This is a genomic window from Halococcus morrhuae DSM 1307, assembly GCF_000336695.1.
GTDB lineage: Archaea > Halobacteriota > Halobacteria > Halobacteriales > Halococcaceae > Halococcus > Halococcus morrhuae.
Genome location: NZ_AOMC01000124.1, coordinates 1 through 19,778 on the forward strand (window position 1 = coordinate 1; position 19,778 = coordinate 19,778).

Below are 19,778 nucleotides of genomic sequence, written 5' to 3' on the forward strand. Positions count from 1 at the left end.
CTACAGACGAAGGAGACCGCCGGCCCGAACGCACGATGGGTGTAAACGTGCTCGCCGCCCGCGAACGGCATCGCCGAGACGAGTTCGCCGTAGATGAGCGCGACGAGGAGCACGAGCACCCCACCGATGGCGAAGGCGGCCATCGCCCCGTACGGCCCCGCTTCGTCGATCCAATAGCCCATCTGAATGATCCAGCCCCAGCCGACGATCGCGCCGAAGCCGATGGCGAACAGCTGCCATCGTGAGAGGACCCGTTCCAGCGACCCATCCGTGGTATCATCAGTCATGCTACCGCAATACATTCGCGAATACTTTAATGTTATGTATATTTGTTGGAGTTTCTTGTAGCTATGGACAGTATTCTTGCTGTATTCGTCAGAATTCAACCGTCGATCGGGACGCCGTCGTCGGGTTTTGTTACCGAACCCTCATGAACGACCGGCCTGCAAGCATGTCGGCCGACGAGCAGCGTCGTCCGGACCGTTCCGGCTCGGCGTGGTGGACGGTCGTTCCAATCATCGAGTCGAAATCGACAGCATTGAGCGATACACGCCCCGTATATAATATTTTGTTCGGTATATCGACGATAGTACGGTAGAAAAGTTTAAGATACTCGCGCATAGTTGTCGATATGCGCATGAGCACACTCGCATCCGAGGAGGACGTGACCGAGCGGGGAACGCTGATGATCGACCGCGACGAGCTCGACGACTGCGTCGAGATGGCGGGCGTCATCGACGCGATCGAGGACGCCTTCGTCGCCTACGAGGACGGCGACGCGGTGATGCCGCCGAAGACCTACGTCGACCTCCCCGAGGAGAACGGCGACTTCCGGGCGATGCCGGCGTACGTCGACGGCGCGGCCGGTCTCAAGTGGGTGAACGTCCATCCGGACAACCCCGTGAAACACGATCTGCCGACGGTGATGGGCGTCGTCATCTACTCCGATCCGGAGACGGCCTACCCGCTGGCGATCATGGACGGAACGAAACTCACACGCTACCGCACCGGCGCGGTCGGCGGCGTCGCCAGCCGCCATCTCGCCCCGCCGGACGCGCGCACGATGGGACTGGTCGGCGCGGGCGAGCAGGCACGCGCACAGCTGGAAGCGATCTCGAGCATCATCGATCTCGATCGCGTCGTCGTCACCGATCTAGACGAGACGGCGGTCACCGACCTCTGTGAGAAGGAGGCCGATCGCGCCGACGAGGTCGTCGGCGGTAGTCCGGAGGAGGTCGCGAGCTGTGACGTGATCTCGACCACTACACCCTCGACGGAGCCGATCCTGAAGCGCGAGTGGCTCGACGAGGGGACACACATCAACGCGATGGGGGCCGACGCGGAGGGCAAGCAGGAGCTCGACCCACGGATCATCGAGGACGCCGCCGTCGTCGTCGACGACTGGGAGCAGTGCTCGCACAGCGGCGAGATCAACGTCGCCGTCGCCGAGGGTCGCCTCGCCAGAAAGGACGTCCACGCCGACCTGAGCGAGGTCGTCAGCGGAACGCGCGACGCGCCGACCGACGAGCTCACTGTCTTCGATTCGACGGGACTGGCGATCCAGGACATCGCGGCCGCGGGTCTGATCTACGAGAGCGCCGAGGAGCAGGGTGCCGGCTACACGTTCGATCTCGTGGGCACGTAACGACTGCACCGGTAGTTCCCCGTCGCCCGGTTTCCGACCGTTTCTTCAGTCATCGTTCTACACGTAATGGGGAGGATTAAGTGCGCGTGTCGAGTATCTTCCAACCGCATTCAACTATGGACGAACGTGACATCAAGATCCTCTCGGCGATTGCGAACCTCGGCACCGGCAGCCCCGATCGGCTCCACGAGGAGACGGGCATCCCGAAGTCGACGATCTACTACCGACTGAACAACCTCCGCGAGGAGGGCGTTATCAAGAACGACCTCTACGACATCGACTACGAGAAGGTCGGGCTCGGCGTCACCATCATCGCCGAGGTCATCGCCGAGTACGACGAAGGCTACCACGAGCGCGTCGGTGAGAAACTCTCGGCCATCGAGGGCGCGGATCAAGTGTACTTCACGATGGGCGAGACCGACTTCGTCGTCATCGCCCGCCTCGGCAACCAGGGAATGGTCGAGGACCTCATCAGCCAGTTCGAGGGGATCGACGAGGTGATCCGCACCCGNTTCGTCGTCATCGCCCGCCTCGGCAACCAGGGAATGGTCGAGGACCTCATCAGCCAGTTCGAGGGGATCGACGAGGTGATCCGCACCCGCTCGATGTTCACCATCTCCACCATCAAAAACGAGCCGCGACTGCTCAAGAACTTCGAGTTCGATACGCTCGAAGCGATCGCCGACGCCGAAGACGAGTAGCGCTACTCGAACACCTCCTCGATCGACTCTTCGAGCGCCGCGACGCCCGTCTCGATGTCGTCCTCGTCGACACAGAACGGTGGCGAGAGCATGATCTGGATCAACGGTCGACCGCCGCCGACGAGCACGCCTTTCTCGCGCGTGCGGGTGAGGACGTCCGCGACGGGGTTGTAGCCGTCCTCGACGCGCGGATCGAACACCAGTTCGCCCGTTTCGGGGTCGGCGAATTCGACCGCCCAGTGGAAGCCGCGCCCGCGGACGTCACAGACGACGTCGTGATCGGCGAGACTCCTGACCCGCTCTTCGAGTGCGGGCGAGAGCTCCTGGACGTTGTCGATCAGATGGTCGTCATACTCCTCCAGAGCGGCATTGCCGGCAGCACAGGCGACCGGGTTGCCGGCGAACGTCTGGCCGATGTCCATCGCGTCCTCGCGGAGCGCCGTACCGAGTTCCGAGCGCATCAGCACGCCCGCGAGCGGCGCGTAGGCGCTCGTCACGCCCTTGGCGAACGTGATCATGTCCGGCTCGATCCCCTCGGTCTGGCTGCCGAACCACTCGCCACAGCGGCCGAAACCGGTGATGACCTCGTCGGCGATCAGCAGGATGTCGTACTCGTCACAGAGCTCGCGCACGCCCTCGAAGTAGCCCGGCGGTGCGGTGAACGCCCCGCTCGATCCGCCGACGATCTCGGTGACGAGCGCCGCGATCGAGTCCGGCCCCTGGTTGCGGATGACGTATTCGAGGTGGGCGAGCGACCGCTCGGTGAGCTCCTCGGGCGAGTCGGCGTCGAAGGCGGCATCGGCACCCCCGAACGGCGGGAGGAACTTCACGTTGCCCGTGGTCGCGGCGTGCGATTCGACCGGCAGCCGGATCGCGGGATCGCCGGTGATGCCCGCGGTCGCGTACGTGCCGCCGTGGTAGGAGCGCCAGCGGGTCAGTACCGTCGAGGCGTCCTGGAACTCGCGGGCGATCTGGATCGCCGCCTCGTTCGACTCGCTGCCCGAGATCGAGAAGAACACGTCCGTGAGCGGCTGTGGAGCGACCTCGGTCAGCGTGTCGGCGAGCTGGCTGCGCGCGTCGTTGTCCTTCGCCGAGGAAACGTATTGAATCCGATCGAGCTGCTCGGCCATCGCGTCGGTGATGGCGTCGTTGCTGTGACCCGCGTTCACACAGTACAGCTGGGAGGTGAAGTCCAGGTACTCCTCGTCATCGTCGGTGCGCACGTACGCACCGTCACCCTCGGTGATCGTCATCGGTTCCTCGTCCATGTGCCCGAAGTGAGCGAGCACGCCGCGTTCGCCCGTCCTGATCTGTTCGCGTTGCGCCATACCCACACGTTCGACCGCGAACCATTTATAGATACTGGTTGATTTGTAGCATTAAGCAGCAATTCGAAAGTGAGTAGAAGAAATAGACAAAGATAGTCTATAGAATAGATTCTAGGACAAGGACTGGTGAGACCAGGAACTTTCCTGGAGAAGAAAATCTATCGAATTCACATCTGAAGTTGTATTCTACTTCCAGTCTGCTCATATAATCAGTAACTTTCATTAACTTCCGTCGTATATGGTGAATGTGGATATGAAACAGAGACCACGACGACCGATCAAGGAGACGACCGACGCAACGAACTACGACCGCGACAGCGAAGCGATCGAGCCGCTCGTGCCGGTCATGCCGCCCGACAAGGGCGATCCAGGGCGCGAACGGCAGCGGGACGGCACGGACGGAAGCATGATGCTCGATCGCTCACAGCTGGGCCACACCACCGAGTACACGTGGGACATCGAGATGGTCGAACCGGGTGTGCCACGACTATGAGAGGACGGCCAGGGTAAAACCGGCCCTCTACCTCCCCAACGATCCGCCGCCTTCGTCCCCCCCCCCACCCCTCATTCCCATCGTGGCTCCCATTCCCTCCCCGCTGTTCCTTCCGCCCAGCGAGAACACGATCGGTGAGCGGTTGGGTCGTCGAATAGCATTCGATCGAGATTCTGTCGTCACGTTCCACGAGCGGCGAAATGTATAACCATCCCGGCAAACAACGGGCGTGACAATGATCGTCGCCGCAGTGGGTGAATCCGATCGGAGCGAACAGGTCGTCGCCGAGGCGGACGCGCTCGCGGACGCTTTCGACGAGGAGACCCACGTCGTCCACGTGCTCAGCCCGATGGAGGCACGGAAGATCGAACAGAACGCCACCGAGAGCAGTACGATGGAGCTCGACGACGACCCCGACGACGGCGAGGGAGCCGCACAGAAGATCGCTGCGGCGGCGACGGTCGGCAGCGGCGCGACGCCCGTCGGGCTCGTCGGCAAGGCCAGCGAACGGATCATCGCGTACGCCGACGAGCACGACGCCCGCTACGTCGTCGTGGGAAAACGCAAACGCTCGCCGACCGGCAAGGCGGTCTTCGGCAGCGTGACGCAGTCGGTGCTGCTGAACGCCGACCAACCCGTTCTAAGTGTCATGTGACTCCGGATCGTGGCCGAATCGTGTAGTTTGATTTCCAAATCCGATGGCCGATGTTTATTACCGAGCCAGCCGGTGGGAGGGTATGGACTGGCAGGAAGCCGAGGCGGAGTTCGAAAGCGAGGTGCTCGGCGAGCGAACGCTGTCGCGGATGTTCGAGCGGAGCGCTACCCGCCACGACGAACACGTCGCCCAGCAGTACAAGGGCGGCGTCTACGACCGCTCGCTGGCCGGTCCGATCGTGGCGCAAGCGGCCGACGGCGAGTTCGCGACCCTGACCTACCGGCAGATGCACCGGATCGTCAAGCGGCTCGCGGCGGGCTTTCGCAGCCTCGGCATCGAGGCCGGCGACAGAGTGGGGCTGTTCGCGAACACGCGCATGGAGTGGGCACAGACCGACTTCGCCGTGCTCGCCGCCGGCGGGGTCGTGACGACCGTCTACACGAGCTCCTCGCCCGACCAAGTCGAATATCTCCTTGACGATCCCGGGGCCACGGGAGTGGTCGTCGAAAATCAGGAGCTGCTCGAACGCGTGCTCGCCGTCGAGGACGAGCTCGATCTCGATTTCATCGTCTCGATGGACAGTATCGAGGGGTACGGCGACCGTGAAGACGTGCTCACGCTCGCACAGGTCCACGAACGCGGCGTCGGCTCGTTCGACCAGAGCGACTACGAGGGCTGGCTCGACGCGCGCGATCCCGACGATCTCGCCAGCCTCGTCTACACCTCCGGGACGACCGGCCAGCCAAAGGGCGTCAGGCTCACCCACCGGAACTTCAAGGCGAACGTCGATCAGGTCTACCGCCGGTTCGGGCCGCGCGAGGACAAGGGTGATCTCCCGACGATCGACCCCAGTGCCTCAACGCTCTCCTTTCTCCCGCTCGCGCACGTCTTCGAGCGGCTGGCGGGCCACTTCCTGATGTTCGCCGCGGGCGCGACCGTCGCCTACGCCGAGAGCCCCGACACGCTCCAGGAGGACTTCCCACTCGTCACCCCCTCGACGGGGACGAGCGTCCCCCGAGTGTACGAGAAGCTGTACGATTCGATCCGCGAGCAGGCCGGCGAATCCCCGCTGCGCGAGCGGATCTTCGAGTGGGCCGTCGACGTCGGCCGGGAGTACCAGCAACGGGAATCACCCGGGCTCTCGCTGCGCGCGAAACGTGCGCTCGCCGATCGGCTGGTCTTCGAACAGGTCCGCGAGGGCGTCGGTGGCAACATCGAGTTCTTCATCAGCGGCGGTGGCAGCCTCTCGCCCGAACTCGGCCGGCTGTTCGACGGGATGGGGCTACCGATCCTGGAGGGCTATGGTCTCACCGAGACCGCACCCGTCGTGGCGGTCAACCCGCCCGAAGCACCCGAAATCGGTACCATCGGCCCGCCCGTCGTCGACGAGGAGATCAAAGTGGATGCGAGCGTGGTGCCCGACGATCTCGACGCCGACGGCGAGGTCGGCGAACTGCTCGTGCGCGGACCGAACGTGACTGATGGGTACTGGGAGAACCCCGAGGCGACCGAGGACAGTTTCGATGGGGAGTGGTTCCGGACCGGTGACGTCGTCGAACGCCGCCCCGACGGCTACATCGCCTTCCGCGAGCGCTCGAAGCAGCTGCTGGTGCTCTCGACGGGGAAAAACGTCGCGCCCGGCCCGATCGAGGACGCCTTCGCCCAGCGCCAGCTCGTCGAGCAGTGCATGGTGCTCGGCGACGGCGAGAAGTTCGTGAGCGGGCTCGTCGTCCCCAACGAGGAGCGCGTTCGCAAGTGGGCCGGGGAGGAGGGCATCGACCTGCCCGAGGATTCGAGCGCGCTCTGTCAGAACGAGCACGTCCAGGCACGCATCGGCGAGGTGGTCGAGGCGGTCAACGAGAACTTCGAGTCTCACGAGCGCATCAAACGGTTCGCGCTCGTGCCCGAGGAGTTCACCGAGGACAACGATCTCCTGACGCCGACGATGAAGAAGAAACGACGGAACATCGAGGAGCGCTACGACGAGGCAATCGACGCGCTGTATGTCGACTGAGACCGCACCGCCACGCACCGCTCCGCGGAGTGAACGCCCTTATATGGTCTGGTTTCTTACCGGTCGAAACATGGAGGGTCGGGAGTGGCAACCGGCGGGGCAGAGCTAATAGCGCTCGTCGCGGGCATCATGGCGCTCGGAGTCGCCTCGCAGATGCTCGGCGATCGCTTTCGCGTACCGAGCATCATCTTCCTGTTGACCACGGGGCTGATTCTCGGTCCGTTGTCGGGGCTGGTGCTCCCCTCGCGGATCATCAGCGCCGACACGTTCGGCGGCGCGCTCCCGGCCATCGTCGGGCTCGCGGTCGCGATCATCGTCTTCGAGGGGGCCTTCCACCTCCGCATCGAGGACCTCAGACAGACCTCTTCGGCGACGATACGACTCACCACGCTCGGGGCGGCCATCTCGCTGCTCGGGACGGCCATCGTCGTCCACTACGCGCTCACCGCCCCGTGGGACATCTCCCTTCTCGTCGGCGCGCTGCTGGTCGCGACCGGTCCGACGGTCATCGCACCGATCCTCGACGTCGTCCCGGTGCGCGATCGCGTGGCGACCACCCTCGAAACAGAGGGGATCGTCAACGACGTGACGGCAGCGATCCTCGCGGTCGTCGTCTTCGAGGTCGTCTTCGAGGCCTCCGAGGGGATCGCGGCCATCCTCGTCGTCTTCGCGATCAAGCTCGGCGTCGGCATCGGCGTCGGCACGGCCGTCGCCGGCGTGCTCTGGTATCTCATCCGCTACGTCGATCTCTCGCCGGGCAACGCGCCCCGCAACGCTCGCCTGCTCGTGCTCGCCGGTGCACTGGTGGCCTACGGGCTGGCGAACGTCTGGACCTCGGAGGCGGGGATCGCCGCGGTCGCCACCGCCGGCCTCATCGTCGGCAATCTCGACATCCCCTACGAGGACAAGATCACCGATTTCAAGGGCGATATCACGCTCATGGTCCTCTCGTTCGTGTTCATCGCGCTCGCCGCGCTGCTCAACTTCGACGATCTTCCCTTCGGGCTGGGCGGGCTGGCGGTCGTGGTCGCCGTGATGGTCGTGCTCCGACCGCTCGTCGTCTTCCTCTCGACATCGGGCGGTCGGTTCACCCGCGAGGAACGGCTGTTCATGAGCGCCATCGGTCCGCGGGGCATCATTCCCGCCTCCGTGGCGACGCTCTTTGCCGTGCGCCTTCAGGCCGAAGGGATGAGTGCGGCCGCCGAAACACTCGTCGGCACCGTCTTCCTGGTCATCTTCGCCACCGTGCTGGTCGAGGGTGGTTTGGCCAGATACATTGCGGAGTATCTCGACGTGCTTCCCATGCGCGCCATCATCGTCGGCGGGGGGAAGGTCGGGCGGGATCTCGCCACACGCCTCGAAGCCCGCGGCGAGAACGTCGTCATCGTCGAACACGACGAGGAGAACGTCGAAACCGCTCGGTCGGAGGGGTTCTCGGTCCACATCGGCGACGGTGCCCACCGCGATGTCCTGCAGTCGGCGGGCGCGGAGAACGCCTCGACGATCGTCGCGACCACCGGCGACGACGACTCGAACCTGCTGGTCGCCCAGCTCGCGGCCACCGCCTTCGACACCGAACAGGTCATCGCCCGCGTCAACCAGCCGGAAAACGAGGACGCCTTCGCCGAACTCGACGTCGAAACCATCTCCGCACCGATGGCCACCTCGTGGGCCATCGACAACCGCATCGAACGGCCCGCGCTCTGGAACTGGATGACCGAACTCGGCCGCTCGGGCGACGTCCAGGAGTTCGAAGTCACCGCCGCCGACGTCGCCGGCGAAACGATCGCCGAGCTCGCGAGCGCCATCCCCGAGGGCTGTCTCATCGCACTCGTCAGCCGTGACGACGAGAACATGGTCCCCGATGGCGACTTCGTCCTCCAACAGGGCGACCGCATCACGCTCGTCGGCCTCAACGAATCCGTCGAGAACGCTCTCGAACGGTTCCACCCCGCGGACTAACCACGACCAACGACCTTTTGCTACGCTCGTTCGACGCTTCGCGTCTCACTCGCTCGCAAAATGTCGATCAAAAGCCTTCGTCACCCCCCTCACTCCGTTCGGGGGTTCCGCGGCCCGCTCGCTCATGGTTCGAAACGGCGAAGCCGTTTCGTCATCTCGGAAGACCACAGTCTTCCGATGACTCTTCGAAGTGCCTTCGGCACTTCGAGATCACGAAAGACGCTTCGCGTCTTTCGGACGACCCCGTTCGCTCGCGGTGGAGCAACTGACGCCTCCCGCGACCGCCCCGCTCCGCACAGCACCACCCCGCCGAAGCCCTCGCGCTCCCTTCGGTCGCGCTCGCCCTTCATCCGGCCAGGCCCGCCATCGCAGCCGCCACAAGCCGTCGCCATGCATCGGATTTTATCCCACAGCTGTCCCCAGGTTTTTGAGCCACCGCGCCGTCGCTCGCCTGTGAACCGATCGCAGGACGCTATCGGCGGTGATGGGTCGTGAGCGAGGCCAGAGATCCCTTCGAGATAACGGTGCTGCCGGTCGCAAGCCCCGAGGACGCCCGCACGACCTGCGCCGGCGCGGCGGCGCACCTCCGTCGAACGGGTGGTCAAGCGGTCGTCGTCCACGTCATCGAAGGCACACCGCCGACGGACGACGGCCATCCGGAACACGCCGATGAGACGTTCGCGGCCGCCCGTGAGGCGTTCGATGCCGCCCACATCGACGTCGAGACGCGCCTGGAATACGGCGAGGAGATCCCCGAGACGGTGTTCGCCGTCGCCGACGAGATCGACGCGAGCGCCATCGCGTTCACCCCGCGCGCCGGCGGCCGCTGGCTCAAACTCCTCTCGGGCGATCTGACGAACGCACTCGTCACCGAAAGCGATCGTCCGGTCATGGTGCTCCCCGACAGACACGACTAGAAAAGCCGCATTCAGCCCCGCTCAGCGCGAGAACTCGATAGCCGCACCCTGCCGCGACGACCTTTTGCTTCGCTCGATCGCTCGCCAGCGCTCGCTTCCTCGCTTGCAAAATCTCGGCCAAAATTCGCAGTCAGCCCCGCTCAGCGCGAGAACTCGATGGCCGCACCCTGACCGAAGCCGACACACTCGGTGGCGAGCCCGCGGTCGACGTCGCGCTTGTGCATCTCGTGGATCAGCGTCACCGGCAGGCGCGCGCCGCTCGCACCGAGCGGATGGCCGATGGCGATCGCACCGCCGTTGACGTTGAATATCTCATCATTGATGCCGAGCTCACGCTGGCAGTAGAGCGTCTGTGAGGCGAAGGCCTCGTTCAGCTCCACGAGCCCGTAGTCGTCGATCTCCCGGCCCGTGCGTTCGAGCAGTCCCTCAGTGGCGGGTATCGGGCCGACCCCCATGACCTCGGGCTCGACGCCCGCGACGTTGTTGCTCCCGACCTCCGCGAGCACGTCGAGACCGTGATCCTCGGCGAACCCGCGGCTCGTGATGAGGGTGGCGGAAGCACCGTCCGAGACTTGGGAGGCGTTGCCGGGCGTCACAGTCCCGTCTGATTTGAACACCGTCGGGAGCTCGGCGAGCTTCTCGGCGGTCGTGCCAGGCCGGAGCCCCTCGTCGGTGTCGATCGTCTCCTCGCCGTTGTCGATCGGGACGATCTCGTCGTCGAATCGTCCCTCCTCGGTGGCCTCGACTGCGCGCTGCTGCGAGCGCGCGGCGTACTCGTCCTGCTCCTCACGAGTGATATCGTAGCGCTCGGCGACCTCTTCGGCGGTCATCCCCATCTGGAGCTCGGCGACGTTGTGCTCCTCGTTGAGGCGTGGATGGGCGTTCTGCGTGTTCTGGCCCATCTTCACCCGGCTCATGCTCTCGACGCCGCCGGCGATGATCGCGTCGCGCTGGCCGGCACGGATCGCGTCGGAAGCCGAGATGATCGACTGTGCCGAGGAGGCACACCAGCGGTTGATCGTTGTCGCGGGAACCGATTCGCCGAGATCCGACAGCAGCGAGATCACGCGCGCCACGTTGTTGCCCTGCTCGCCGCGCTGCTGGGCACAGCCCCACATCAGATCGTCGATATCGTCGCCCCCTAGACCTGTTTCGGCGAGGATCTCGTTGATCAGCGGGATCGAGAGATCCTCGCTGCGGACGTCGGCGAAGACGCCGTCCTCCTTTCCCTGCGGGGTTCTGTATGCCGCCGCGACGACCGGTGTGGTGTCGACCATGCGTGTCGTCGGACCCGTATCGTGTTAAACCCACGCAAACCCCGAGATCTTTCATTGAAGTTTTCTGATCGGTGCGGTTCGACGGTCTTATTCGTCCGGATGGCCTACAGAGGCGGGAATGAGCAGCCCGGAACTGGACGTCGTCGAATTTCTGCTCACGACACACGTCTACAACGATGATCGTGAGCGCGACGCCGACGACCTGCCGCCACGTTACCGCCGCGCGTTCTGGTCGGACGAGGGGATCGAGCGCCCGCTGGCCGCGACCGAGGCGACCGCCGAGACCGCCACGGAGGTGGCCGACCCGTGGAGCGCCATCTCGGGCCTGATGTTCACCGATCACGACGAGTTCTCGGGATCACTGTCGCTGACCGAACGCGCGATGGCCGAGGAATGGTACGCCGAACGCGCCGACGCCGACCGAGTCGAGGAGAACCCGACGCTCGCGGCCGCCCTCGACGAGGCCGACTACGAGCGCGCCCGCGAGGCCAATCGCCCCGTTCACGCCGATCGCGTCTGGATCGACAGTCTCCTGGAGGAGTACTTCGACAACGAGGAGGACGAGGAGATGCTCGATCTCGTCGATGTCCGCGCGCCCGAGGAGGTCGAGATGACGCTCAACGATCTCGTGCTGACCAGCGATCAGAAAGGCGAGATCAAGAAGATCATGAAGGCCATCGAACACCGCGAGTATCTCGCCACCATCGGCCTGCGCGAGATCGGCAAACTCCTCTACGTGGGTCCGCCGGGAACGGGCAAGACGACCACGGCGCGAGCGCTCGCCCACGAACTCGACCTCCCCTTCGTCGAGGTGAAACTGTCGATGGTCACGAGCCAGTATCTCGGCGAGACGGCGAAGAACGTCGAGAAGACCTTCGAGGTGGCCAAACGGCTCTCGCCGTGTATCCTCTTCATCGACGAGTTCGACTTCGTCGCCAAGACCAGGAACTCCGACGAGCACGTCGCGCTGAAGCGCGCGGTGAACACGCTGCTCAAGAGCATCGACGAGATCAGCCTGATCAACGACGAAGTGCTCCTGATCGGCGCGACCAACCATCCCGACCAGCTCGACGCGGCCGCCTGGCGACGTTTCGACGAGATCGTCAACTTCCCGAAACCCGATTCGCCGATGCGCGCGGACATCCTCCGGATCGTCACCCGGGAAATGGACATCGAAGGGTTCGATCCCGAGGCGCTGGCCGCCGATACCCAAGGACTCACCGGCAGCGATCTCCGGCTCGTGCTCCGCGAGGCCGTCCTCGACGCGCTGACCGAGGAGCGCACCACGCTGACACAGGCCGACCTCGAAGCCGCAGTGCACGACTTCGAGGAGCGCGACAGCCTGAAGGACCTCGACATGATCGAGGGCGACCACGACGCCCTGGTGGCCGGCGGCGACATCAGCGCCGACGGAGGGTCCGAGGATCACGAGCACGACCACGGTGCCGACGGCCACACTCACGACCACTGATCGTGGAGGTCACGCTTCTGGGCACCGGCGACACGACTGGCACACCGACCGTCGGCTGTGACTGCGACACCTGCACCACCGCCCGCGAGAACGGTGTCGAACGGAGTCGATTCTCGGTCCACGTCCGCAACGAACGAACCGACGAGTCGTTGCTCGTCGACACGAGCCCCGACTTCCGCCGGCAGTTCCTCGATCACGACGTGGCACTCCCGGACGCGGCGCTCGTCACGCACATCCACTTCGACCATCTCGACGGGCTCGGCAACGCCTTCCGTCTCTTTTCCGATCTCCCGGTCCACGCGGCGAACGAAACCGACCCGAAGACCGGCGAGAGCGTCGCCGATACGGTACGGGGGAAGTACGACTACCTCGACGCGCTCTCAGTACACGGGCAGCGTCCGCTGGAGTCGTTTTCTTCCTGTGGCTTCGACGTGACGTTCGTGCCGGTTTCGCATCCACCGCTCGTCTGTTACGGCGTCGTCATCGAAAGCGACGACGCGAAACTCGCCATCACCGGCGACACGAACTACGGGATCCCGGACGAATCGCGCGCCCGGTTGGCCGACGCGGACCTCCTGCTCGCCGACGCCATCGCCCCCGCGGCGTTCTGCGAGCACCACCCGCTCGGTGGCGACCACCACGACGCCGACGGGACGCCGCGAACGTTCGGCACGAAACACATGACCTGCGAGGGGGCGCTCTCGCTGGCCGACGAGCTCGGTGCCACCGAGACGCGGCTGGTCCACGTCTCGCATTTCTTCCCGGCCGACGAGGCATTCGCGGAGCCGCTCGCGGTCGACGGCGAGCGCTACGTGCTGTAAACCTGGTGATACTGATAGCTACGGACGAACGCCACGGCGGCCATCGCGGCAAGCAAGAGCCCGAGCAGCGGGTCGCGGACGCCGTAGACGATCGCGAGGAGCACGGCGACGACACCGACCGCGAGCAGGACCGGTGCGACGGCGGGTTCGCCACGGCGCAGGACGGCGAGCGCGCCGAAACCGACCACGCCACAGAAGACGACGAAGCCGAGACCGAGGCCGAGCACGATCCCGGCGCCGGCCCCGAGAAGGCCGACGGCGGCCAGCGCCACGAAAGTAGTGCGAAAGCGGTCGGTCCAGTCCATATCGGGGGCGAGAGCCGGGACGGGGTAGCTGTTTCGCGTTCGGTCGCTACTGCGCCGCCGAGCTCGACGCACGATTGAGATAGCGCACCGCGATCGCGCCGAGAGCGATATCGAGCGCGATCAGGACGGCGAACGAGGGGATCAAGGTGTTCCAGACGCCGCCGAAGGCCGTCACGTCGATCACGGTCTGGACGTCGCGGCCGAGCATCAGCGCGCGGGCGGCGTCGACGCCGTAGGTGATCGGGTTGAACGTGGCGACGGTCTGCACCCATCCCGGCAGGATGTCGACCGGCAGGAAGGCGCTGGAGACGAACAGTAGCGGGAACTGGAGCAGGTTCGCACCGATGATGGTCGATTCCTGATCGCGGGTGACGAGCGCGACGATGTTCGAGAAGGCGGTAAACCAGATCGCGAAGACGATGGCGACGAGGACGATCCCGAGTGCGCCGACGATCCCGGTCTCGATGTAGGTGCCGACCTCGCCGCCCGTGTCGAACCAGAGCAGGACGTAGCCGAGCCCGAGGATGATGAACGTCTGGACGACGATCCGGACGACCTCCGAGAGCGACTTGCCGAGGAACATCGCGGCGCGGTTGATCGGCGAGACGAGCACCTTCTCGAACATGCCGTTCTCCATGTCGTCGACGAGGCCGATACCCGAACCGGCCGCCGCGACGAGCGCCGACTGGACGATGATCGCGGGCGTGAGGTAGGTCACGTAGGAGATGTCCGGCCCGAGCGCTTGGCTGAGCGCGCCGCCGACGGCCCCGCCGAAGATCTCGGTGAACAGTACCAGAAAGATGACCGGCTGGACGAGCGAACCGACGACGACGAACGGATTGCGGGTCGTCTTGATCAGCCAGCGCTTCAGATTGATCCAGACGTCCGTGAGGAAACCGTTGCTGTTACCCGCCTTGACGGTGCTCATCGCGTCACCTCCGGCGCGGCCGATTCCTGAACCGCCGCATCCGGTTCACCGTCCTCGTCGGCCGGCTCGCCGGTGATGGCGAGGAACACGTCGTCGAGGGTGGGCGAGCGCACGTCGAAGCCTGTGACGGTGAAGTCGGCATCGCGCAGCGCCAGCAGTAGATCGGTCCCGCGGCTGCGGGCGTGCTCGGAGGCGACGCTGATGCCGTCGTCGGTGATCTCGACCGTTCCGTCGGCGAACAGCTCCGAATCGCGGGCGACTTCCGCGGCGTGTGTCCGCCGCTCCTCGCTCGCGTCGTCGATCGTGATGTCGAGCACGTCGCCGCCAACCTCGGATTTCAGCGTGTCGGGTGCGTCCGTGGCGACGATCTTCCCATCCTGGATCACCGAGAGCCGATCACAGAGCTCGTCAGCCTCCTCCAGGTACTGGGTCGTGAGGAACACGGTCGTCCCCTGCTCGTTGATCTCGCGGAAATACTCCCAGAGGCGGATTCTGGCTTTGGGGTCGAGCCCTGTCGTGGGCTCGTCGAGGAAGACCAGCGGGGGTTCGTGGACGAGCGCCGTCGCCACGTCGAGTCGCTTTTTCATCCCGCCGGAGAACTCCGTCGCCTCCTTGTCGGCGACGTCGGCGAGATCGACGAGATCGAGCAGTTCGTCGATGCGCTCGGCCCGCTCGCCGCGAGGCACGCCGTAGGCCTCGCAGGCGAACTTGATGTTCTCGCGGGCAGTGAGCTCCTCGTCGACGCTGGTCTCCTGGGCCATGTAGCCGATCGTCTCCCGGACGGACTGGGCGTCCTCGATCACGTCGAACCCGTTGACCGTCACCGTGCCGGCGGTCGGATAGAGCAGTGTGGTGAAGGTCTTGATCGCGGTCGTCTTGCCCGCACCGTTCGGCCCGAGGAAGCCGAAGAACTCGCCCTCGGGGATCGCGAGGTCGACGCCACGCACCGCCTCGGTCCCGTCCGAGTAGGTGAGCTCGACACCCGTGGCTTCGATGGCGTTCATTACCAGTCGAAGGTGTCGGTCCGTCTTAAGACACCGGGATCGTGTGATTTGCTAGCCGGTGTACTGGTGGTACTCCATGCCGGGACTCTTCAGTTCGTTGTGCTTGCGTTCGAGGTACGAGTAGACCGAACCGTGGGGCGCGCCATCCAGAATCATCTCGACGGCGTTTCTGACGACCTCGATCTCTTCGGGCGTGCCGATGGCACCGACGGTGCTGCCGTAGATGACGACAAACGCGCCCGAGAGCTCGGCCATCAGCTCGCGCGTCCGGCCGTTCTCACCGATGAGACGCCCCTTCTTGCGCGTGAGATCGGTCTCGTTGCGCGTGGCCGCCTCGATATCGATGAGTTCGAGCAGCATCATCTCGTCGTCGAGCAGCGTCAGCGCGTCCTCGGGGGCGAACCCGCGGCCGATGGCCCGGACGATGTCGGGGCCTTTCAGTCCCTGCACCGGGTCCTCGACCGATTCGATGCCGACCGAGCCGGTCTCGGAGTCGATGTCGAGACGAACACCCGCACGGTCCTCGATGTCGCGCATCGTCGCGCCGCCCTCGCCGATGAGGACGCCGATGCGGTCCTGCGGAATCGTCACGTGTCGCATAGTCTTCCTACGAAACCCGGCGATTTCAACTCTTCGCACCCCGCGTCAGACGTCGCGGTAGTAGACGTACTCGACGAGCGTCTGCGAGCCGATCTCGCGCTCGCGCTCGCTGATGCGCTCGAAGCCGCGCGATTCGTAGAAGGAGACTCCGACAGCGTTCTCGGCGAGCACCTCGACGCGCAGTCGACGGCTGCCGTGGTCCGAGAGGCGGTCGCGAACGGCGTCGAGCAGCGCCGTCCCGAGCCCGTCGTTCCAGCGGTCGGGATCGACGTAGATCGCGTAGAGCTGTGCCTCCTCGTTGGCGGTCGGTGCAGCGCTCGCGTAGCCGGCGATCCCATCCGTTTCGGCGACGAGATAGACGCTTTCCGAGGCGGTGATCGGGCCTTCGAGCTCGTCGGCCGCATACCAGTCGTCGAGAATGGTTTCGATGGCATCCTCACTCAGGAACTCGTACGTTTCCCGCCAGCCGCGGCGCGCGACGCGCTGAATCCCGGGGATGTCGTCGACGGTCGCCGCTCGAACTGTCGGTGCCATACCGGACGAACGCCGTCCGTGGTAATCAGTCTTCGCGCGCGGCCGTCACGTCCGCGAGCAGCGACTCGCCGTCGGCGTCGAGCCCCTGCCGGGCGAAGAAGCTCGCCACGTTCTCGCAGTCGCGTTCGAGGAACTCCCGACTGTTGGGATGATGGATCGTCACCGCCTGTCCGAGATCGAGCACCCATAGCTGCGAGTCGTGAACGAGAATGTTGTACTCCGAGAGATCGCCGTGGACCAGCCCCGCGCTGTACAGTCGGCGCATGTATTCCCTGACCACCTCGTAGGCGGTTTCGGGGTTTTCGATCTGTAGCTCCGAGAGGCGTCTGGCGCGCTCGCCGTCCGTGCCGAGAAATTCCATCACGAGAGCGTTGCGCTCGACGGCGAGCGGTTCCGGAACGCGCAGTCCCGCCCGTTTGGCTCGCTTCAGGTTGGCGAACTCCTTTCTGGTCCACGCGAGCACGACCGCCTTTTTCTTGCCGCCGATCTCATCGAAGCGGGGATCGCCCTCCAGATATCGGCGCATCTGCGTGAAGTCGCTCGCGTTGATACGGTAGATCTTCACCGCGACGTCGTGGTCGCCGGCGCTCGCGAGGAAGACGTGCGCCTCCTTCCCGGTCGAAATCGGCCCGCCGAGCGCGTCGATGTGGCCGTCCTGGACGAGTTTGTAGAGCGCGCCAAGCGTCGCCTCGTCGAAGACGCCGCCCTCGACCTTGAACTGGTCGGCATCCTTGATGCGCTCGCGGAACTTCGCGAACTCGCGATCCTGCGTGCGGGCGGTGCGGTCGGCCTCGGTGTCGGCGACGTCGAGGTTCTCCCACTCGTCGCCCGGCGCGTCGGTCGCCTCCTCGTCGAGCAGGCCGTACTCGTCGCTCACGGGCGATCGACCTCCACACGGTACGTACTCGTCACGATGGATGTTCGACGGGCGAGAATCGAGGGTGTGCGATCGACACCGGACGGATGGAAACGAACCACGCTAGTCCTGGACGTGGCCCTCCTCGCGCAGTCGATCGGCGTCGGCTTTGTCGTAGCGCCATTCGACATCCGCCTTCTCGTCCTGCCAGTCCCACGGCGAGACGAGCACGACGTCGTCCTCGCGGATCCAGACCCGCTTTTGCATCCGGCCCGGGATCCGTGCGGTGCGGTCGGTGCCGTCCATACACCGGACCTCGATCCTGTTGGCTCCGAGCATGCCCGTGACGACGGCGAACAGTTCGTCCTCCTCGGGCATCCGGAGACCTGTTTGACTGCCACCGTCGCTCATGGCAGCCCTTCGACAGCGAGCGGTTTAAGTCTTCCAGCAGGGGCTACGACTCCATGATGAGCCCGTAGAGCAGCCCGACGAGCCCGCCGTAGAGCACCCACGCGAAAAAGCCCGCGAGCTGGAGGTTCGGGATCGCTACCCCCTCGATCCCGATGACGAACGCGAGCCAGAGCGGGATGAGCAGCACGTAGACGACCAGCCAGATGGCAGCCCCGTAGATGATCCCGAGCGCGTTCGTCGTCACGGTGAGCGCCGAGCGCTGGAGTAGAGGCACCAGAATTTCCTTAAGAACCTCGTTGCGACGCGAGAGGGAGATCACCCGGGTGACGAAGCCGTTGATCGATCGCGAGACGAACCGGACGAACGACAGCGTGAACAGCGTGCTCAGAACGAACAGCACCGCCCAGCTGACGTTGTACTCCGGCCGGGCGACGAGCGCGCCGAACTGGAGAACCCCGCCCCGGCCGAGGCCCGCCTGCAGGACGAGCCCGACGAGGATCGCGCCGACGAAACTCCCCGCGATCACCGCCAGTATCCCGTCGCCGCTCATGCGCGTTTGCGAGCCGGTGTCGGTCGCCATGTCATAGCCTCACCATCGTCGATGAAAAGCGTTCCTCCGCGGGTGACGGGCGGTTTTTATACCGATACGTCCGTGGACTGTCGGACGGCACCGTGCTCACGGCGCGTATTCGTCACCGATCATAACCACGCAACCGTCGTGAACCGGTCTATGACATTCCCCACCAATGATTTAAGATGCTGCCACGGCATGGGATCACGATGCGCGCCGTCGTCTTCCAAGGACCCGAAGAACCGATGCAGATCGAGGACATCGACCGTCCCGAACCCGATACCGACGGGATCGTCGTCGAGACCGAGGCCTGCGGGGTCTGTCGGTCGGATTGGCACGCCTGGAAGGGCGATTGGGACTGGATCGGGTTGATGATGCAGCCCGGGCTGGTCTTCGGACACGAACCCGTCGGCACCGTCGTCGAGATCGGCGAGGACGTCGAGCGGATCCGTGAGGGCGATCGCGTCACCAACCCGTTCAACACGAGCGACGGCACCTGCGTCCACTGCCGGGCAGGACGGGCAAACATCTGCGAACGGTCGGTACCGATGGGTTTTCTCGACTTCCAACAGGGGGCCTACGCCGAGGAGTATCCCGTCCGCGTCGCCGACCAGAACGCGATCAAAGTCCCGGACGGCCTCGATTCGGTCGACGTTGCCGGGTTGGGCTGTCGGTTCGCCACGGCCTTCCACGGGGTGGCTCACAAGGTCGACGTAGATCCCGGCGACTGGGTCGCAGTGCACGGCTGTGGCGGCGTCGGACTCTCCGCGATCCACGTCGCCGACGCGCTCGGCGCGAACGTCATCGGTGTGGATCTCAACCGGGAGGCGCTCGACAAGGCCGAAGAGCTCGGCGCGGTCGAGGTCGTGAAGGCCGACGAGGTGAAGGACGTCCCCCAGCAAGTCAAGGGGTTCACCGCGTCGAGTCGTGGCGTCGAGGTGAGCGTCGATGCACTGGGCATCGCCGAGACCTGCCGGAACTCCGTCAACAGCCTGATGGCGGGCGGCCAACACCTCCAGATCGGACTGACGACCTCGGAGGAGGGTGGCGAGGTTTCGCTGCCCGTGGACACGATGGTTCAGGACGAGCGCGAGTTCTACGGCTCCTACGGGATGCCACCCCACGAGTACGACGAGATGTTCCGGATGATCGACCACGGAACGCTCGATCCGGGCCGGATCGTCACCGAGACCATCCCGCTCGAAGAGGTCCCCGAGAAGGTCGCCGCCTTCGGCGACTACGACAACGTCGGCATCCCGGTCTGTAACGAGTTCTGAACCGCGAG

21 protein-coding genes are annotated in these 19,778 nt (G+C 65.0%); 10 read left to right on the plus strand and 11 right to left on the minus strand.

Going from position 1 to position 19,778, the window contains the following annotated elements; translation table 11 throughout:
- A partial coding sequence (locus C448_RS10030; RefSeq protein ID WP_004054422.1) for an amino acid permease occupies positions 1–287 on the minus strand: 287 nt, incomplete at its 3' end.
- Between the two features lie 350 nt (positions 288–637).
- On the opposite strand from C448_RS10030, the gene C448_RS10040 reads away from it, so the two are divergent.
- Together C448_RS10040 and C448_RS10045 are read left to right on the plus strand one after the other, a co-directional pair.
- A complete protein-coding gene (locus C448_RS10040) occupies positions 638–1,645 on the plus strand; it encodes an ornithine cyclodeaminase family protein (RefSeq protein WP_004054425.1) in 1,008 nt (335 codons plus the stop codon).
- Positions 1,646–1,761: 116 nt separating this feature from the next.
- Positions 1,762–2,346, plus strand: a complete 585-nt coding sequence (locus C448_RS10045) for an Lrp/AsnC family transcriptional regulator (protein ID WP_004054427.1) — start codon at positions 1,762–1,764, stop codon at positions 2,344–2,346.
- Positions 2,347–2,348: 2 nt separating this feature from the next.
- On the opposite strand, the gene C448_RS10050 is transcribed toward C448_RS10045, so the two are convergent.
- Positions 2,349–3,674: an aminotransferase family protein gene (locus C448_RS10050; protein WP_004054437.1), complete on the minus strand. Its 1,326-nt coding sequence runs from the start codon at positions 3,672–3,674 to the stop codon at positions 2,349–2,351.
- Positions 3,675–3,927: 253 nt separating this feature from the next.
- Here C448_RS10050 and C448_RS10055 point away from each other — a divergent pair, with 253 nt between their 5' ends.
- From C448_RS10055 to C448_RS10075, 5 genes are all read left to right on the plus strand, one after another.
- Positions 3,928–4,167, plus strand: coding sequence for a hypothetical protein (locus C448_RS10055; RefSeq protein ID WP_004054439.1), 240 nt, complete (start codon positions 3,928–3,930; stop codon positions 4,165–4,167).
- A gap of 235 nt (positions 4,168–4,402) precedes the next feature.
- A complete protein-coding gene (locus C448_RS10060) occupies positions 4,403–4,822 on the plus strand; it encodes a universal stress protein (protein ID WP_004054441.1) in 420 nt (139 codons plus the stop codon).
- Between the two features lie 82 nt (positions 4,823–4,904).
- A complete protein-coding gene (locus tag C448_RS10065) occupies positions 4,905–6,836 on the plus strand; it encodes an AMP-dependent synthetase/ligase (RefSeq protein ID WP_004054453.1) in 1,932 nt (643 codons plus the stop codon).
- An 84-nt stretch (positions 6,837–6,920) separates the two neighbouring features.
- Positions 6,921–8,798: a cation:proton antiporter domain-containing protein gene (locus C448_RS10070; protein WP_004054455.1), complete on the plus strand. Its 1,878-nt coding sequence runs from the start codon at positions 6,921–6,923 to the stop codon at positions 8,796–8,798.
- A 491-nt stretch (positions 8,799–9,289) separates the two neighbouring features.
- Entirely contained in the window at positions 9,290–9,715 is a 426-nt protein-coding gene (locus tag C448_RS10075; protein ID WP_004054457.1) for a universal stress protein, read from the plus strand.
- Positions 9,716–9,855: 140 nt separating this feature from the next.
- Here the strand turns inward: C448_RS10075 and C448_RS10080 are convergent, their stop codons facing one another.
- On the minus strand, positions 9,856–10,992 hold the full coding sequence (locus tag C448_RS10080) for a thiolase family protein (RefSeq protein WP_004054460.1): 1,137 nt from the start codon (positions 10,990–10,992) through the stop codon (positions 9,856–9,858).
- Positions 10,993–11,110: 118 nt separating this feature from the next.
- Here C448_RS10080 and C448_RS10085 point away from each other — a divergent pair, with 118 nt between their 5' ends.
- Both C448_RS10085 and C448_RS10090 read left to right on the plus strand, forming a co-directional pair.
- The gene (locus C448_RS10085) at positions 11,111–12,463 is read left to right on the plus strand and encodes an ATP-binding protein (RefSeq protein ID WP_004054462.1); all 1,353 of its coding nucleotides are present in this window, start codon (positions 11,111–11,113) and stop codon (positions 12,461–12,463) included.
- 2 nt (positions 12,464–12,465) lie between these two features.
- Positions 12,466–13,284, plus strand: a complete 819-nt coding sequence (locus C448_RS10090; RefSeq protein ID WP_004054464.1) for an MBL fold metallo-hydrolase — start codon at positions 12,466–12,468, stop codon at positions 13,282–13,284.
- On the opposite strand, the gene C448_RS10095 is transcribed toward C448_RS10090, so the two are convergent.
- The 8 genes from C448_RS10095 to C448_RS10130 all read right to left on the minus strand — a co-directional run bounded on the left by C448_RS10095 (position 13,272) and on the right by C448_RS10130 (position 18,502).
- The gene (locus C448_RS10095) at positions 13,272–13,589 is read right to left on the minus strand and encodes a hypothetical protein (RefSeq protein WP_004054466.1); all 318 of its coding nucleotides are present in this window, start codon (positions 13,587–13,589) and stop codon (positions 13,272–13,274) included. The two genes, C448_RS10090 and C448_RS10095, sit on opposite strands and share 13 nt — an antisense overlap.
- A gap of 46 nt (positions 13,590–13,635) precedes the next feature.
- A complete protein-coding gene (locus C448_RS10100; RefSeq protein WP_004054467.1) occupies positions 13,636–14,517 on the minus strand; it encodes an ABC transporter permease in 882 nt (293 codons plus the stop codon).
- Positions 14,514–15,521: an ABC transporter ATP-binding protein gene (locus tag C448_RS10105; RefSeq protein WP_004054469.1), complete on the minus strand. Its 1,008-nt coding sequence runs from the start codon at positions 15,519–15,521 to the stop codon at positions 14,514–14,516. Before C448_RS10105 ends, C448_RS10100 begins: the two co-directional genes overlap by 4 nt.
- Before the next feature lie 51 nt (positions 15,522–15,572).
- Positions 15,573–16,121, minus strand: a complete 549-nt coding sequence (locus tag C448_RS10110) for a KH domain-containing protein (RefSeq protein ID WP_004054471.1) — start codon at positions 16,119–16,121, stop codon at positions 15,573–15,575.
- A gap of 45 nt (positions 16,122–16,166) precedes the next feature.
- Positions 16,167–16,655, minus strand: a complete 489-nt coding sequence (locus C448_RS10115; protein ID WP_004054473.1) for a GNAT family N-acetyltransferase — start codon at positions 16,653–16,655, stop codon at positions 16,167–16,169.
- A 25-nt stretch (positions 16,656–16,680) separates the two neighbouring features.
- Positions 16,681–17,532 carry a serine/threonine-protein kinase Rio1 gene (rio1, locus tag C448_RS10120; RefSeq protein WP_004054481.1) on the minus strand — a complete coding sequence of 284 codons (852 nt, stop codon included), beginning with the start codon at positions 17,530–17,532 and terminating at the stop codon, positions 16,681–16,683.
- A 102-nt stretch (positions 17,533–17,634) separates the two neighbouring features.
- Positions 17,635–17,922: a translation initiation factor eIF-1A gene (gene eif1A / locus C448_RS10125; RefSeq protein WP_004054484.1), complete on the minus strand. Its 288-nt coding sequence runs from the start codon at positions 17,920–17,922 to the stop codon at positions 17,635–17,637.
- A 43-nt stretch (positions 17,923–17,965) separates the two neighbouring features.
- Positions 17,966–18,502: a hypothetical protein gene (locus tag C448_RS10130; protein ID WP_004054486.1), complete on the minus strand. Its 537-nt coding sequence runs from the start codon at positions 18,500–18,502 to the stop codon at positions 17,966–17,968.
- Between the two features lie 200 nt (positions 18,503–18,702).
- Here C448_RS10130 and C448_RS10135 point away from each other — a divergent pair, with 200 nt between their 5' ends.
- Positions 18,703–19,770 (plus strand): zinc-dependent alcohol dehydrogenase family protein, encoded by a 1,068-nt coding sequence (locus tag C448_RS10135; RefSeq protein WP_049916247.1) that lies wholly within the window; start codon positions 18,703–18,705, stop codon positions 19,768–19,770.
- Positions 19,771–19,778: the final 8 nt, after the last annotated feature.